The sequence below is a fragment of the Kitasatospora sp. NPDC093102 genome, from assembly GCF_040683915.1.
In the GTDB taxonomy this organism is placed as follows: domain Bacteria; phylum Actinomycetota; class Actinomycetes; order Streptomycetales; family Streptomycetaceae; genus Kitasatospora.
The window spans coordinates 183,506-198,405 of sequence record NZ_JBFBFA010000007.1; the positions used below are offsets into that span (position 1 = coordinate 183,506).

At 73.8% G+C, this 14,900-nt stretch carries 12 protein-coding genes, 8 tRNA genes and 1 pseudogene; 12 read left to right on the forward strand and 9 right to left on the reverse strand.

The window, feature by feature from the left end:
- Positions 1-32: 32 nt before the first annotated feature.
- Positions 33-800, forward strand: a complete 768-nt coding sequence (locus AB0O11_RS13015) for an exonuclease domain-containing protein (RefSeq protein ID WP_363385141.1) — start codon at positions 33-35, stop codon at positions 798-800.
- 80 nt (positions 801-880) lie between these two features.
- Here AB0O11_RS13015 and AB0O11_RS13020 read toward each other — a convergent pair.
- The 3 genes from AB0O11_RS13020 to AB0O11_RS13030 form a co-directional block, all read right to left on the reverse strand.
- Positions 881-952, reverse strand: a tRNA-Val gene (locus tag AB0O11_RS13020).
- 208 nt (positions 953-1,160) lie between these two features.
- Positions 1,161-1,232, reverse strand: a tRNA-Val gene (locus AB0O11_RS13025).
- 78 nt (positions 1,233-1,310) lie between these two features.
- Positions 1,311-1,589: a PGPGW domain-containing protein gene (locus AB0O11_RS13030; RefSeq protein WP_363385144.1), complete on the reverse strand. Its 279-nt coding sequence runs from the start codon at positions 1,587-1,589 to the stop codon at positions 1,311-1,313.
- Positions 1,590-1,964: 375 nt separating this feature from the next.
- On the opposite strand from AB0O11_RS13030, the gene AB0O11_RS13035 reads away from it, so the two are divergent.
- On the forward strand, positions 1,965-2,378 hold the full coding sequence (locus AB0O11_RS13035; RefSeq protein WP_030056266.1) for an SsgA family sporulation/cell division regulator: 414 nt from the start codon (positions 1,965-1,967) through the stop codon (positions 2,376-2,378).
- A 432-nt stretch (positions 2,379-2,810) separates the two neighbouring features.
- A complete protein-coding gene (locus AB0O11_RS13040) occupies positions 2,811-3,380 on the forward strand; it encodes a CGNR zinc finger domain-containing protein (protein ID WP_224278788.1) in 570 nt (189 codons plus the stop codon).
- 17 nt (positions 3,381-3,397) lie between these two features.
- Here AB0O11_RS13040 and AB0O11_RS13045 read toward each other — a convergent pair whose 3' ends face one another.
- On the reverse strand, positions 3,398-3,859 hold the full coding sequence (locus AB0O11_RS13045; RefSeq protein ID WP_363385147.1) for a hypothetical protein: 462 nt from the start codon (positions 3,857-3,859) through the stop codon (positions 3,398-3,400).
- A gap of 110 nt (positions 3,860-3,969) precedes the next feature.
- On the opposite strand from AB0O11_RS13045, the gene AB0O11_RS13050 reads away from it, so the two are divergent.
- Positions 3,970-4,470, forward strand: coding sequence for a DsbA family protein (locus AB0O11_RS13050; protein WP_363385149.1), 501 nt, complete (start codon positions 3,970-3,972; stop codon positions 4,468-4,470).
- A gap of 12 nt (positions 4,471-4,482) precedes the next feature.
- Here AB0O11_RS13050 and AB0O11_RS13055 read toward each other — a convergent pair whose 3' ends face one another.
- The 3 genes from AB0O11_RS13055 to AB0O11_RS13065 form a co-directional block, all read right to left on the reverse strand.
- Positions 4,483-5,331, reverse strand: coding sequence for a GNAT family N-acetyltransferase (locus tag AB0O11_RS13055; RefSeq protein ID WP_363385152.1), 849 nt, complete (start codon positions 5,329-5,331; stop codon positions 4,483-4,485).
- Positions 5,332-5,392: 61 nt separating this feature from the next.
- On the reverse strand, positions 5,393-6,223 hold the full coding sequence (locus tag AB0O11_RS13060) for an aminotransferase class IV (RefSeq protein WP_363385154.1): 831 nt from the start codon (positions 6,221-6,223) through the stop codon (positions 5,393-5,395).
- Positions 6,224-6,250: 27 nt separating this feature from the next.
- Positions 6,251-7,336, reverse strand: a complete 1,086-nt coding sequence (locus AB0O11_RS13065; protein WP_363385157.1) for a chorismate-binding protein — start codon at positions 7,334-7,336, stop codon at positions 6,251-6,253.
- 319 nt (positions 7,337-7,655) lie between these two features.
- Between AB0O11_RS13065 and AB0O11_RS13070 the strand changes: the two genes are divergently transcribed.
- The 6 genes from AB0O11_RS13070 (at position 7,656) to AB0O11_RS13095 (ending at position 8,290) form a co-directional block, all read left to right on the forward strand.
- A tRNA-Gly gene (locus tag AB0O11_RS13070) sits at positions 7,656-7,728 on the forward strand.
- Between the two features lie 40 nt (positions 7,729-7,768).
- Positions 7,769-7,842, forward strand: a tRNA-Cys gene (locus AB0O11_RS13075).
- A 34-nt stretch (positions 7,843-7,876) separates the two neighbouring features.
- Positions 7,877-7,948, forward strand: a tRNA-Val gene (locus AB0O11_RS13080).
- 41 nt (positions 7,949-7,989) lie between these two features.
- A tRNA-Val gene (locus tag AB0O11_RS13085) sits at positions 7,990-8,061 on the forward strand.
- 44 nt (positions 8,062-8,105) lie between these two features.
- Positions 8,106-8,177: transfer RNA gene (locus AB0O11_RS13090), tRNA-Val, on the forward strand.
- Between the two features lie 41 nt (positions 8,178-8,218).
- A tRNA-Val gene (locus tag AB0O11_RS13095) sits at positions 8,219-8,290 on the forward strand.
- Between the two features lie 295 nt (positions 8,291-8,585).
- Here AB0O11_RS13095 and AB0O11_RS13100 read toward each other — a convergent pair.
- Complete coding sequence (locus tag AB0O11_RS13100; protein WP_363385160.1) at positions 8,586-8,786, reverse strand: hypothetical protein; 201 nt, start codon at positions 8,784-8,786, stop codon at positions 8,586-8,588.
- A 405-nt stretch (positions 8,787-9,191) separates the two neighbouring features.
- Here AB0O11_RS13100 and AB0O11_RS13105 point away from each other — a divergent pair.
- Positions 9,192-10,478: pseudogene (locus AB0O11_RS13105) on the forward strand (serine/threonine-protein kinase); the annotation flags it as partial.
- A gap of 764 nt (positions 10,479-11,242) precedes the next feature.
- Here the strand turns inward: AB0O11_RS13105 and AB0O11_RS13110 are convergent.
- Positions 11,243-12,055, reverse strand: a complete 813-nt coding sequence (locus AB0O11_RS13110; RefSeq protein ID WP_363385163.1) for an RNA methyltransferase — start codon at positions 12,053-12,055, stop codon at positions 11,243-11,245.
- A gap of 89 nt (positions 12,056-12,144) precedes the next feature.
- Between AB0O11_RS13110 and AB0O11_RS13115 the strand changes: the two genes are divergently transcribed.
- Entirely contained in the window at positions 12,145-14,886 is a 2,742-nt protein-coding gene (locus tag AB0O11_RS13115) for a SpoIIE family protein phosphatase (RefSeq protein ID WP_363385166.1), read from the forward strand.
- The last annotated feature ends 14 nt before the right edge of the window (positions 14,887-14,900 follow it).

Here is a 14,900-nt window from a genome sequence, read left to right on the forward strand (position 1 = left end):
AACCGGGCGCAACGCTCGTTTGAGGGGCAGTCATGCAGCAGCACTGGTACACCGGCCCACTCGCCTCCTTCGACACCGAGACGACCGGCGTGGACGTGGAGAACGACCGGATCGTCTCCGCCGCCCTGGTCGTCCAGCTCGCGCCGGGCGCACCGGCGCGGACCACCACCTGGCTCGCCGATCCGGGCGTTCCGATCCCGGACGGCGCCCGCGCGGTGCACGGCATCACGGACGAGCAGGTGCGCGCCCACGGCCGCCCGGCCCGGACGGTGGTGGCGGAGGTCACGCGTGCGCTGGCGGCCGAGGCCCGGGCCGGGCATCCGGTGGTGGTGATGAACGCGCCCTACGATCTGACGCTGCTGGACCGGGAGCTGCGCCGCCATCACGGGCTGGCGACGGCCGGCGGGCTGGCGACGGCCGGGCTGGTGGTGCTGGATCCGCGGGTGCTGGACAAGCACGTGGACCGTTACCGCAAGGGCCGCCGGACGCTGACCGACCTGTGCGCCCACTACGGCGTGGAGCTGGCCGGGGCGCACGACGCGGCGGCGGACGCGACGGCGGCGCTGGCGCTGACCCGGCGGATAGGCGCCCGCTACCCGGCGGCGCTCGGCGGCATGTCGGCGGCGGAGCTGCACCTGCGGCAGGCGATCTGGCACGCGGCGCAGGCGCGCGGGCTGCAGAACTGGTTCGACCGCTCGGGGACGCCGGAGCGGGTGGATCTGTCCTGGCCGCTGCGGCCTGCCCGGTGCGGCTGCGGGCGCCGGCTGGAGCCGGAGCACGGCTGCGAGGCGGCGGCGTAACGGGCGGCCCGCGGAATCTCGGCCCCGGGTACGCCGCAGGCCCTGACCGGTTTCCTGGTCAGGGCCTGCGTGCTGTCCGGTGGGCGATACTGGGATCGAACCAGTGACCCCTTCGGTGTGAACGAAGTGCTCTCCCGCTGAGCTAATCGCCCGGGCAACGAGAAGAACTGTAGCACCATTCGGGGCCGGTCGTACAACTCGCCCGTTCCGGGTAGCGCCGACGCCTCCGCAGAACTCTCACTCCGCAGGGAAGGTGACTGCGCCTCAGGCGATTACCGGCGTCTCTCGGGTGGATTCCGGAAATACACGTGAGGCCCAGCCGAAAATCGGCTGGGCCTCACATATCACAATGCATTCCGGTGGGCGATACTGGGATCGAACCAGTGACCCCTTCGGTGTGAACGAAGTGCTCTCCCGCTGAGCTAATCGCCCGGGTGCAGGGAAAACATTACCGCATCCCGAGGGGTGCTCCGAACGCCCTCCCTGCCTGCGGCCCCACGCCCGGGCAGGTCAGCTCTCGTCCAGCCGCCAGGGGACGGCCGGCCCGCAGCGGGCGAAGCACCAGCCGCCCGCCCAGAGGGCGGCGGCCGGCCCGATCGTGGTGAGCGTCAGGTTGCGGCGGCGCACCCGCGGATCCATGGCCCGCCGGGCGGCCTCCGCGACCTTGCGGCGGGTCCGGCGCAGGGCCGGCTGGGCCCAGGCGAACTCGGCGGCCCAGATCCCCACGCCCAGGAAGATCACCAGCCGGCCGGGGTCGGGCAGCGGCAGCATGATCGGTCCGAGCACCACCACGGCGAGGCCGGCCGGGAAGATCGCCGCCTGCCGGACGCGGCGCAGCGCCGGCGAGCGGCGGACGGGGGCCGGGGCCCGCGAACCGACCGCCCGACCGCGTCGGCGACCGCGTCAACCGCCACGGCCGCTTCACCCGTTCCCGTGTTCCCGCCCGCCTTGTCGTTTCGCACAGTCATGCCAGGAAACAAACCAAGAAGTACCGGGGTAATGCCCGGCCCGGCCCGCTGCGGGGCGATTCCGCAATGCGCCGTAAGGGGTACGACTCGCGCCCGAATCGGGACAGAGGGGTTTACATCGGTCTTGGAGGTGGGATGGTCCGTTCGCCGACGTGCGATTCCCCGAGCGCACACTGAGCGAAAGGCCATGGCGCTTATGAACACCACGGTCAGCTGCGAGCTGCACCTGCGCCTCATCGTGTCCAGCGAGTCCTCACTGCCCGTCCCCGCGGGCCTGCGCTACGACACTGCCGACCCCTACGCCGTGCATGCCACGTTCCACACGGGCGCCGATGAGACCGTGGAGTGGGTGTTCGCCCGAGATCTCCTCGCGGAGGGGCTGCACCGACCCACCGGTACCGGCGACGTCCGGGTGTGGCCGTCGCGCAGCCACGGGCAAGGGGTGGTCTGCATCGCACTGAGCTCTCCGGAAGGAGAAGCCCTGCTGGAGGCCCCGGCCCGTGCACTTGAGTCGTTCCTCAAGCGGACGGACGCCGCGGTGCCCCCCGGCACCGAACACCGTCACTTCGACCTCGACCGGGAGCTGTCCCACATCCTCGCCGAAAGCTGACCCCGTCCGGAGGTGGTCACGCCCCGCCGACGGCGGGGCCGTACCCCCTTGCCGTCATCGCAGCCGTCCTACTCGGGGGCACGGCAGCGGACTCAGCCGCGCACGACGCGGTCTCGGGGCCGGTGAGCGGTCCCGCTCCCGCCGGAGCGGGTCCACAGCACCGCAGGCGCCCGGCACCGAGGCCGGCCATCCTCACGGGTGGCCGGCCTCGGTGTCGGGCGCCGACGTCTTTCGGTGGCCTCTCACGCCTGCGGCTCTCCCCCACCGGTTCGGACGCCGGCAGACCCGGGCGACGCCCGGTTCCGGACGCCTTGCCGGACTGCGCACACATCTTCGAAAGAAGGCGCCGCCCCACCGGCACGAGGCCCGGTATGGTCTGGGGTAACCGCGGACGCGGGGTATCGGAGTCCCCCTGTGCGAGGAGCCCCCAACGTGCTGATCACCCATGACACCGAGTGCGCGCTGAGCATCCTCGTGGAGCTGCTCAACACCGCGCCCGAGGTGTGCGGCGCCGAGCGGCTGCCGGACGTCGCCGCACTGGACGCCTTCGTGGTCCGCCAGGAGATCAGCGAGATCGACTCGCTGACCGAGCACGACCTGCGGCGGGTGCATGAGCTGCGCACCCGGCTGCGCGAGGTGTTCGCGACGGAGTCCACCGCGGAGGCCGCCGAGCTGGTCAACTCGATCGTCGCGGCAGCCGGGACGACGCCCCGGCTGACCAACCACGACGACCACGACTGGCACATCCACTACTTCGCGCCGCACGCCGCGCTCGGCGACCACCTGGCGGCCGAGCTGGGCATGGCGCTGGCCTTCATCCTCATGGCGGGCGAACGGGAGCGGCTGCGCCGCTGCGAGGCCCCGGACTGCGCGCGGGTCTTCGTGGACCTCTCCCGGAACCGCTCGCGGCGCTACTGCGACAGCCGCACCTGCGGCAACCGGCTGCACGTCGCCGCCTACCGGGCACGGCAGCGGTCGGCGGAGGCCGTCCCCTCCGCCTGAACCGCCGCCCGGGCCGCCTAGATCCCGCGCTTGCGGAGGATCTCCTCGATGTCGGCGAAGTCGCCGAGGCCGTCCTCCCGCTTGCCCGCGGCCGGCTTCTTCGGGGCCTTGGGCGTCGCCGCCACCGCCGGGCGCTCGGGCGCCGGGCCTGCCGCGGCCGGGCGCTCCGGGGCGCCCTCCACCACCGCACTGCCGCGGCGGCCCACCCAGCGGGTGATGACCAGCAGGACCGCGGAGACGCCGAGCAGCGCGATGCCGGTCCACACCCGGGGGTCGAGGACCAGCTTGCCCGCCCAGTCGGCGAACTCCCGGCCGATCGTGCTCGCCAGCGGGAACAGGCCGGTCAGGTAGAGCCCGGCGGGCAGCAGGGCCACCGCGAACCACCGGGTCGCCGACAGGAAGCGCCGCCGGTAGGCCCGCAGCCCCGCGAAGGCCACCCCGCCCGCCGTGAGGATGAAGCTGATCGCCGCGCTCAGCACGGGGCCACTCCTTCGTGTCCGGTCGTCCTGGTCATCGGTGCCTTCCTCTCGGGCCGTCCTCGGGCGCACCTCCGCCCGGAGCGGGCGCCCACTAGTGGAACACTGGGGGAATGATCGATGGTTCCCTCCCCCGCCTCGAGTTCTGGTGCGACCTCCAGTGCCCGGACTGCCACACCGCGCTGGACGACGTACGGGCGCTGCGCGCGCAGTACGGCGACGCACTGACCGTGGAGCTGCGGCACTTCCCGCTGGAGAAGCACAAGCACGCCTACGCCGCCGCGGAGGCGGCCGAGGAGGCGTTCACGCAGGGGCAGGGCTGGCCGTTCGTGGAGGCGCTGCTGGCCCGCACCGCGGAGCTGGACGCGCGCGGACAGCAGGTGCTGCTGGAGGTGGCCCGGGAGGTCGGGGCCGACGTCGACGAGGTGGACACCGCGCTGATCGACGGCCGGCACATGCTGACCGTCGACGCCGACCAGGCCGAGGGCAGGGCGATCGGGGTCACGGGCACGCCGACGTACGTGATCGGCGGGAAGCGCCTCGACGGCGGCCGGAGCCAGGACGGGCTGCGTGCGCAGATCGTGGCCGTCATCGAGGCGGCGAAGACCTCCTGACGGCATGTCAGGTCACAGCTGCTTGCCGTAGAGGCGCTCGGTGACCTCGTAGCCCAACGAGTCGTAGAGCCGGACGGCCACCTCGTTGCGGGCGAAGACGTTGAGGCCGAGGTTGCGCACCCCGGCGGCCAGGCACTCGCGTTCGGCGAGCAGCATCAGCGTGCGTCCGTGTCCCCGGCCCCGGTGGGCCGGGGACACCTCGACCTTCATCACCCAGGCGAGCGGTTCGCCGTCCGGCAGGTCGCGCAGGCACAGTTGCAGCCAGAGCAGGCCGTACGGCCCCTCCCCGCCCTCGGCGCCGTAGAGGCGGCGCACCACCGAGCCCGGGGCCTCCGGATCCGGGGCGGCGGGGTTCTCCCGGCCGGCGCCGGTGCGGGCCCGGGCCTGTTCCTCGGTGAGGCCGGACTCCGTCATCACGCGGACGTAGTCCTCCGTGGACCGGTCGAACCAGGCCCGGAGCTCGGCCGGCCGGTCGAACGGGCGCACGCTCAGCCCGGCGGGCAGGTCGGGGGCGGTGGCCAGGAGCTTGGACATGGTCAGGGCGCGCTCGGTGTACCCGAGGGTCACAGCGAGCCCCCGTGCCGTCGCGGCCGACTCGGGGACGGCGACGTCGACCCGGGCGCAGCCCCAGGTCCGCAGCACCTCTTCGGCGGCCAGCCCGCCGAAGGTGCCCCGGCCCCGGCCGCGGCCCTCGGTGATCTCCAACTCGGATATCCGGCCCCAGAGTTGACCGCCCAGCGGGTCGGCAGTGGTGCGCAGCCCGCCGACCGGGTGGCCGTTCGAGAGGATCAGCCAGCGTCTGGTGCGGCCGCCGGCCGCGGTGGGTGTCTCCGGGCCCTCGGGGCGCAGCGTGGTGGTCATGTGGTGGTCCCTTCCCCTTGCGCGGGAGGTTATCCACCGTGCGCTCTCCCCCGGTCGGGGATCACGGGTCGAGGTCGTCGCCGCTGCGCTCGGTGAAGACGGCCATCGCCTTGGCGGTGACGGGGCCGACGCCGGGCAGTTCGCGGTCGTCGACGCGGGTGACGGCCTGGACCTCGCGGGTGGTGGAGGTCAGGAAGACCTCCTCGGCGTCCCGGAGTACGCCGAGCGGGAGGTCGGTCTCCTCGGCGCCGCACCAGTCGATGACGAGCTGCCGGGTGATGCCGGCCAGGCAGCCGGAGGCCAGGGTGGGGGTGAGGAGGCGGCCGTCGACGACCACGAAGACGTTCGAGCCGGTGCCCTCGCAGAGCAGTCCGGCGGTGTTGGCGAGCAGGGCCTCGGAAGCGCCGGCGCGGTGGGCGGCGGCCAGGGCGACGACGTTCTCGGCGTACGAGGTGGTCTTGAGGCCGGCGACGGCGCTGTGCTCGTTGCGGCGCCAGGGGACGACCACGACGGCGGTCTCGTCGGGGCGGTGGCCGATCGCGCTGAGGGCGACGACCAGGGTGGGGCCGGTGGTGCCGCGCTCGGAACTGAGCGGGCTGTTGCCGCCGGTGTAGGTGATGCGCAGCCGGCCGAGCGGTGCCGGGTTGGCGGCGAGGACCTGGGCACAGGCCTCGCGGACCAGGTCGTGGTCGGGGTCGGCCAGGCCGAGTCCGCGGGCGGAACGGGTGAGGCGGTCGAGGTGGCGGGTGACCGCGAAGGCCCGGCCGTCGACCGTCTTCAGGGTCTCGAAGACGCCGTCGCCGGTGGTGAGGCCGTGGTCGAGGACCGAGACGGCCGCGTCGGCGGAGTCGACGAGGGCGCCGTTGACCCAGCTCGTGGTGCGGTTGTGCATCGGATGCTGCTCCTGGGCGGTAGGGGCTCAGGCCCTGGTCGGGTCGGATCCGCTGCCGGATTCGCCACCGGGCTCACTGCCCGACGCTATCGCGACCAGGCGGGCGGCCTTCAGTTCGGTTTCGGCCCATTCGCGCTCGGGGTCGGAGCCCCAGGTGATGCCGGCGCCGGTGCCGAAGCGCAGGACGGGTGCGTCGGGGTCCGTCCGGTCGATCCAGAAGGTGCGGATGCCGACGGCGAGTTCGGCCTCGCCGCGGTCGGCGTCGACCCAGCCGACGGCGCCGCAGTACGGGCCGCGCGGGGCGGTCTCCAGCGCTTCGATGATCCGCAGGGCACTGGACTTGGGGGCGCCGGTGACGGAACCGGGCGGGAAGGTGGCGTCGAGGAGTTCGGGCCACCCGGCGCCCTCGCGCAGGGTGCCCTCGACGGTGGAGACCAGGTGGACCAGGCCGGGGTGCTTCTCGACGGCGCAGAGGTCGGGGACGGTGACGCTGCCGGTCTCGCAGACCCGGCCGAGGTCGTTGCGGACCAGGTCGACGATCATCACGTTCTCGGCGTGGTCCTTGTCGAGGAGGTCGTCCTCGGTGCGGCCGGTGCCCTTGATCGGGCCGGAGGAGACGGTGCGGCCGGTGCGGCGCAGGTAGAGCTCGGGCGAGGCGGTGGCGATCTCGACGCCGTGCCCGGGCAGGCGGATGGTGCCGGCGTAGGGGGCGGGGTTGCCGTGGGCGAGGAGGCCGGTGAGGGCGTCGACGTCGCTGCGGTCCGGTTCGGGCAGCGGTGCGGACAGCACCCGGCAGAGGTTGGCCTGGTAGACCTCGCCGGCGGCTATGTGCTCGCGGATGCGGCGGACGCCCGCGGTGTAGGCGGCGCGGTCGAGGGAGCTGTGCCAGCTGCCGGCCTCCGGTCCGCGCCAGCCGGCGCCGGAGGGCGGGGCGGGGGCGGGGCGGACTTCGTCGAAGCGGGCACAGGTGAGGCGGCCCTCGAAGTCGTAGGCGACGGCCCAGTAGCCGGCGGAGTCGAGGGCCGCCGGGTCCGAGGTGACGTCGCGCAGTCCGGTGGCCAGGCGGCCGCCGAAGCGGGCGAGCGGGGTGCGGGGGTCGGGGTGGCCGGACACGGTTCTCCTGCGCGGTGGTGCTGGGGGCGGTGTCTGAAGTGTAGGTCGGGGGGCGTGGGCCGGGCCGGGCCCGCGCCCCCGCGCACGAGCAGCTGTGTGCGTCGCGCGGGTGTGCGCCTGGTGACCTGCCGATGATCGTCCGGAAGTGCCGCAGGTGGTGGCCGGTGACCGGCCGGGAGGGCTGACGGGACGGCACTCACCGGTCATCCCCTCGGCATGCTGCGGGAACGGATTTTTAGCTGGCCCGGGAATCCGCTAGAGTTCAACACGTCGCCGGGGAGCGCAGCCGAGAAAAGTCGGTGAGGATCCCGGGAGACAGGCGGACGTGGCTCAGTTGGTAGAGCATCACCTTGCCAAGGTGAGGGTCGCGAGTTCGAATCTCGTCGTCCGCTCGATGGAGAACAGTGTAAGATCGTTCTTCATGCGTTGCCTGGTGGAGTGGCCGAGAGGCGAGGCAACGGCCTGCAAAGCCGTGTACACGGGTTCAAATCCCGTCTCCACCTCCAAGAGGTTCCCCCGGTTCCACCGGAGGGCCTCCCCGCGCGATTAGCTCAGCGGGAGAGCACTACCTTGACACGGTAGGGGTCACTGGTTCAATCCCAGTATCGCGCACGTCGGATCCCCCGGGATCTGCTGCAGGACCGCCACATCAGGCGCGATTAGCTCAGCGGGAGAGCACTACCTTGACACGGTAGGGGTCACTGGTTCAATCCCAGTATCGCGCACAGTAACGGGCCCTCCGGGGCCTGCTGCAACACCGCCGCACCAGGCGCGATTAGCTCAGCGGGAGAGCACTACCTTGACACGGTAGGGGTCACTGGTTCAATCCCAGTATCGCGCACGTCGGATCCCTCGGGATCTGCTGCAGGACCGCCACATCAGGCGCGATTAGCTCAGCGGGAGAGCACTACCTTGACACGGTAGGGGTCACTGGTTCAATCCCAGTATCGCGCACAGTAACGGCCGGGGCCGCGATCCGTGAGGGTCGCGGCCCCGGCCGTTTGTCGTCCTGTTCGGTGGCTTCGGGCGCCGGGGAAAGCAGCGGGGAAAGAGAAGAGCCGCGTACGGACGCCCTCACCGACGTCCGTACGCGGCATCTCCGCCTGCCGGGGCGCTCTGCGCGCCGCTCTCGCCCGTCCGCGTGTCATCGCGGCCGCGGCCTCCCCGGCGGCACCGTTCCCCGTCCCCAGGGGATCGGTGCCCGTCTTCGGCCGGCCCGTCGGGGCCGGCGTCTCCTTCTTCGTCCTGCTCAGCGGCTGATCAGATCGGCGACGGCCTGGGCCTGGTTCGCCATCTGCTCCCACCCGCCGAAGAGCAGCACCAGGAGCACCGCACACGGCAGGGCCATGGCCAGCGCCACGGCGGGGTGCCGCGTGGGCTGCTCGGCGGACCGGGGCTGGACGAAGGCCGGCCGACGGCGGCGGGAGGTTCCCGTGAGCTGCGGTGGCATTTCCTTGCTCCTGATCCGGTCGAGTTGGCGCGGTGGACGGCTTACCTCGGGGGACGAGCTCCCCGTCCACCGCTGAACACAACGCTATTGGTCAGGGGCTCTCCGGGCGTCATGCCGTCGTACTGTTCCTCGGACGTCCCGGAGGATGACGATCGGACTCCGCGACTACTACCGCAGGGGGACGGAAGTCTCATCCGACCCCCGAGGGAACCCTGAGGGAGAACCCCGAGAAGCCCTTCGGCGACCCTGTGACCTGTGGGTCAGTGCAAGATCGGACAATCGCACGGTGGCTTCAGGTGTTGCGTATCAGCACACCGCAGCGGGCAGTCCGTAAGCTGTGCCGGACAGGAACTGACGATGGCCCAACCGACGGGGCCTCACCCACAGGCTGACGGGGAACGAGACATGGCGATGATGCGGCTGAGGCGTGAGGACCCCCGCATCGTCGGGCCGTACCGCCTGCACCGGCGACTGGGCGCCGGCGGCATGGGCGTGGTGTACCTCGGATCCGACCGCCGCGGGCAGCGCGTGGCCCTCAAGCTGATCCGCGCCGAGCTCGCCGAGGACCAGGAGTTCCGCACCCGCTTCGCCCGCGAGATCGCCGCCGCCTCCCGGATCCGGGGCGGCTGCACCGCGCGCGTCGTCGGTTCGGACATCGAGACCGACCGGCCCTGGCTGGCCACCGCGTACGTGCCGGGGCCCTCGCTCTACAAACGGGTCGGCGACGAGGGACCGCTGAACTGGCCCGAGGCGGCCCGGATCGGGGCCGCACTGGCCGACGGGCTGGTCAAGGTGCACGAGGCGGGGGTGGTCCACCGGGACCTGAAACCGTCCAACATCCTGCTCTCGCCCCGGGGCCCGCGGATCATCGACTTCGGCATCGCGTGGTCACGCGGCGCCAGCACGCTCACCCACGTCGGCACCGCGGTCGGCTCCCCCGGCTTCCTCGCGCCCGAACAGGTCCGCGGAGCCGCCGTCACACCCGCCACCGACGTGTTCGCCTTCGGAGCCACGCTCGCGTACGCGCTCACCGGGGACACCCCGTTCGGGTCCGGGGCGTCCTCCGAGGTGATGTTGTACCGGGTCGTCCACGAGGAACCCGACCTCTCGGCGCTGCCGCCGCAACTGGCACCGCTGGTCCGGGCCTGCCTGGCCAAGGAGCCCGCCGAACGGCCCGGGGCCGCCGCGCTGCACGAGCGGCTCAGCGAGCTGGCGGCGCGCGGTGCGGCGGCGGGCTCCGGCGGCGGGACCCGCAGCGCACGACCCGGACGGGGCGCCCCGGCACCGGCTCCGGCCCAGCAGGAGAACGGCCGTCCGGGCGTGCCGGCCCCCGGGCGTGCGCCCGAGCCGCCCGCCGCGGCGCGGGCCCGGGCGGCGGCCGTCCGCCCCGGCGCACAGGCGGCGGGGGCCGGCGGACGGCGCCCGCCGGGGCCCGCCGCTCCCGTCCCCCGGCCCGAGGCGACGCCGGTGACCCGCCCGCTGCGGGAGCGTCCGGACCGTCCGCAGACCCCGCCCCCGGTCCGCCCCGGCCCCCGCGACCGGGCGGCGCGGCCCAGGGACCGCCAGCACACCCCCTCCCCCGGCGGGCGGCCCGGCACCTCCCGGCAGCGGCTGCTCCGGCAGCGGCTGGTGGTCTTCGTCACGGTGACCATCGGCGTGGCCCTGGCCATCGCGGCGGCGCAGGGGTGCGAGAACCGGGACAACCAGAGCGTGCGGCCCCCGACCGGAGTGGTGTCGAGCGCGGGCTCCGGCGCCAACAGCGGTACGGGCGGCGGCGAGCAGGCGGTGCCGGGGTCGTCGGCGGACGTCGCGCGGCAGTCCTCGACCGCGCCGCTCCCGGCAGCGGCGCGCGGGGCCACGGACGCCGGGCTGACGGCGCCGCAGGCGCCGGTGCCTGCGGTGGACTGGCCCAACCGCAGCTACCCCGACGGGGCCGGCGGGGCTGCCATCGCACTGCAGAACGGGCACTCGGTCGGGGCCGGGCCGCAGGTCGCACTGAGCGCGGTGCTGCCGGCGCGGTACAAGGGCCAGCCGGCCGCGGTGGTCGTCCTGCGGCGGGCGGAGGGCTCGGCGCCGGTCGACCTCGTCCAGCTCTTCACCTTCACCGGGGACACCCCGGTCGCCACCGCCTCCCGCACCTCGGTGGCGGACCCGCAGGCGACGGCCGCCTGGCGACTGGACGGCAGCACGGTCGTCCGCGAGGAACGCGCGGCCGCCACCGGCACCGTCACCTCCACCCGCTACACCGTCCGCCCCGACGGCACCCTCGACGAATCCTGGCCCGGCGCCACCACCCCGCCCCCCGCCGCCGCTCCGGCCCCGCCCACCGCCCCCGCGGGCTGACCGCGGGAAGTCGGACGGGCCGGCCTCTGGCGCAGCGCTGTCGGCAGCGGCCAGGCGGTGGCGCGGCCGCTGGGGCAACACCTCGACACGCCCCGGTGGTGGGGCGGGAGAGGTTATGGGGTGGGGGTGGTCACGGCGTAGAAGGCCACGGCTGCGGCGGCGCCGACGTTGAGGGAGTCGATCCCGTGGGCCATGGGGATCCGGACGGGGTGGTGGGCGGCGGCGATGGCGCGGGGCGTGAGGCCGTCGCCCTCGGCGCCGAGCATGAGGGCGGCCTTGGGGAGGCCGTGCGGGGCGAGGGTGTGGAGGTCGACGGCGGCTTCTGCGGGGGTGAGGGCGAGCAGGGTGAAGCCGGCCTCGCGGACGGTGTCGAGCGCGGCGGGCCAAGGGTCCAGGCGGGCGTACGGGACCGCGAAGACGGCGCCCATGGAGACCTTGACGGCGCGCCGGTAGAGCGGGTCGGCGCAGTCGGGCGAGAGCAGGACGGCGTCCATGCCGAGGGCGGCGGCGCTGCGGAAGATGGCGCCGAGGTTGGTGTGGTCGACCAGGCCCTCCAGCACCGCAACCCGGCGGGCCCCGGCGAGCACGTGGGCGGCGTCCGGGAGGGGCTTGCGCTCCATCGAGGCGAGGGCGCCGCGGTGCACGTGGTAGCCGGTGACGGCTTCGGCGAGCGCGGGCTCGACCACGTGGACGGGGGCGTCGGCCTCGGCGATGACGTCGCCCATCACCTCCAGCCACTTGGGGGTGAGCAGCATCGACCGCATCCGGTAGCCGGCGGCGAGGGCGCGGCGGATGACCTTCTCCCCCTCGGCGATGAAGAGGCCCTCGGCGGGTTCGCGGCGGCGGCGCAGCTCGACGTCGGTGAGGCCGGTGTAGTCGGCGAGTCGGGGGTCGGCCGGGTCGGTGATGGTGTGGGGTTCGGACACCCTGCGATCTTGCCAAGCCCGGGCGGGGAAGACCAAACGGCCGGGAGAACGAGGTGGTCCTCGGCTGGCCGTAGTGCAAACATGGCCATATGGCCCGAAATCCGGGCCGATCCTGGGCTGCGTCGGCCTCTGGCGCCACTGGCTCCGCCGGCTCGTCCGGTGGGCGCCCACACGGTCGGCCACAGCTGCCACGCGCGAAGCGGCGGTGGCCGGTGTGGCACCGGTCGGTGGCGGGCCAGGTGTTCGCGCTCCAGATCCTCGTCGTGCTGCTGGTGGTGGTGGCGGCAGCGGTGGCACTGGTGGTGCAGTCCCACAGCGACGCCGAGCACGAGGCGCGCAACCGTTCGGTGGCGGTGGCGCAGTCCTTCGCCAACTCCGCGGGCATCGTCGCCGCGCTGCGTTCCCCCGACCCGACGGCCGTCCTGCAGCCGAGTGCGGAGGCCGCACGGGTCGCCTCGGGTGTGGACTTCGTCGTCGTACTGAACGACCAGGGGATCCGCTACACCCACCCGAACCCTGCGCGGATCGGCCAGAGGTTCGTCGGCACCTACGAGCCCGCGCTGCACGGCCACGTGGTGACGGAGCAGCTCACGAGCACGCTCGGCTCGCAGGTGCGGGCGGTGGTCCCGGTGTACGCGCCGGACGGCTCGGTGGTCGGGGCGGTCTCGGCGGGGATCACGCTGAGGAACGTCAGCAGCACGAGCGACCGCCAGCTGCCGGTGGTGCTGGGCGCGGCGGCGGCCGCGGTGGGGCTGGCCACCCTCGGGACGGCGCTGATCAGCCGGCGGCTGCGGCGCCAGACGCACGGGCTGGGCCCGGTCGAGATGACCAGGATGTACGAGCACCACGCGGCGGTGCTGCACGCGGTGCGCGAGGGCGTGATGATCGTCGGCGGGGACGGGCGGCTGCTGCTCTGCAACGACGAGGCTCGTCGGCTGCTGGACCTGCCGCCGGACGCCGAGGGCCGCCCGGTGGCCGAGCTGGGCCTGGAGCAGGCACCGCTGGAGCTGCTGACCGCCGACCGCCCGGTGACCGACGAGGTGGTGCTGTCCGGGGAGCGGCTGCTGGCGGTGAACGTCCGGCTGATCGGCCGGGCGGGCGGCCCGCCCGGCTGCGTCGCCACGCTGCGCGACTCCACCGAGCTGGCGGCGCTGTCCGGCCGGGCCGACCGCGCGCAGCGGCGGCTGAGGCTGCTGTACGACGCCGGGGTGACGGTGGGCAGCACGCTGGACGTGACGCGCACGGCGGAGGAGCTGGCGCAGGTCGCGGTGCCGCGGTTCGCGGACTTCGTCACGGTGGACCTGGCGGACCAGGTGCTGACCGGCGAGGAACCGCCGCCGGGCTCCCTGCTGGGGCGGATGCGCCGTGCCGCGGTGGCCGGCGTACGGGACGACGCGCCGTTCTACCCGGTCGGCACGGTGCTGGACGTGGTGCCCGCGACGCCGCTGGCCGGGGTGCTGCGCAACGGGGAGCCGGGTATCGAGCCGCACCTGCCGGAGGCCACCCGGTGGCGGGAGCAGGACCCGGAGCAGTCGGCTCAGGTGCTGGCGTACGGGGTGCACTCGCTGGTGAGGGTGCCGCTGCGGGCCCGCGGGGCACTGCTGGGGGTGGCCCGGTTCTGGCGGGCGCAGCGGGCGGAGCCGTTCGAGGCGGAGGACCTGGCGCTGGCCGAGGAGCTGGTGGCGCACGCGGCGGTGTGCATCGACAACGCCCGCCGCTACACCCGGGAGCACACCATGGCCGTGACGCTCCAGCACAGCCTGTTGCCGCGCAGGCTGCCGGAGCAGACCGCGCTGGACGTGGCGCACCGCTACCTGCCGGCCCAGGCCGGGGTGGGCGGGGACTGGTTCGACGTGATCCCGCTGCCGGGCGCGCGAGTGGCGTTGGTGGTCGGGGACGTGGTGGGGCACGGGCTGCACGCGGCGGCGACGATGGGCCGGCTGCGCACCGCGATCCACAACTTCTCGACCCTGGACCTGCCGCCGGACGAACTGCTGGGGCACCTGGACGAGCTGGTGACCCGGATCGACCAGGACGAGGCGGCGGGCGGTGAACACGCGGAGCTGGCCGGGGCGACCTGCCTGTACGCGATCTACGACCCGGTGTCGCGGCGCTGCACGCTGGCCACCGCCGGGCACCCGCCGCCGGCCGTGGTGGACCCGCAGGGCCGGGTGGTGTTCCCGGAGCTGCCGACCGGGCCGCCGCTGGGGCTGGCGGTGCTGCCGTTCGAGACCGCCGAGCTGGAGCTGGCCGAGGGCAGCCGGCTGGTGCTGTACACCGACGGGCTGGTGGAGGGCCGCGAGCGGGACATCGACGAGGGGCTGGAACTGCTGCGGGCGGCGCTGTCCGGGCCGCCGCGGACGCCCGAGCAGACCTGTGTGGACGTGCTCGGGGCGATGCTGCCGGAGCACCCGCAGGACGACATCGCGCTGCTGGTGGCGCGGACCAGGGTGCTGGCGCCGGACCGGGTGGCGCAGTGGGAGGTGCCCTCCGACCCGGCCGCGGTGGGCGAGGTCCGGGCGGCGGTGGCGGAGCGTCTGACGGCCTGGGGGCTGGTGGAGGCCGCGTTCGTGACCGAGCTGATCCTGAGTGAGCTGGTGACCAACGCGATCCGGTACGGTGCCGGGCCGATCCGGGTGCGGCTGTTGCGGGACCGTTCGCTGATCTGCGAGGTGTCGGACGGCAGCAGCACCTCGCCGCACCTGCGGTACGCGGCGACCGAGGACGAGGGCGGGCGCGGGCTGTTCCTGGTCGCGCAGTTCGCGGAGCGCTGGGGGACGCGCTACACGGCGACCGGGAAGGTCATCTGGACGGAGCAGCCGCTGGAGTAGCCGTGGAGCGGGAA

Bases quoted from the DNA above. Each gene is read 5' to 3' on its own strand.
- AB0O11_RS13050 (WP_363385149.1), top strand. From the start codon at position 3,970: ATGATCGATGGTTCCCTCCCCCGCCTCGAGTTCTGGTGCGACCTCCAG.
- AB0O11_RS13015 (WP_363385141.1), top strand. From the start codon at position 33: ATGCAGCAGCACTGGTACACCGGCCCACTCGCCTCCTTCGACACCGAG.
- AB0O11_RS13035 (WP_030056266.1), top strand. From the start codon at position 1,965: ATGAACACCACGGTCAGCTGCGAGCTGCACCTGCGCCTCATCGTGTCC.
- AB0O11_RS13100 (WP_363385160.1), bottom strand. From the start codon at position 8,786: ATGCCACCGCAGCTCACGGGAACCTCCCGCCGCCGTCGGCCGGCCTTC.
- AB0O11_RS13055 (WP_363385152.1), bottom strand. From the start codon at position 5,331: ATGACCACCACGCTGCGCCCCGAGGGCCCGGAGACACCCACCGCGGCC.
- AB0O11_RS13060 (WP_363385154.1), bottom strand. From the start codon at position 6,223: ATGCACAACCGCACCACGAGCTGGGTCAACGGCGCCCTCGTCGACTCC.
- AB0O11_RS13115 (WP_363385166.1), top strand. From the start codon at position 12,145: ATGGCCCGAAATCCGGGCCGATCCTGGGCTGCGTCGGCCTCTGGCGCC.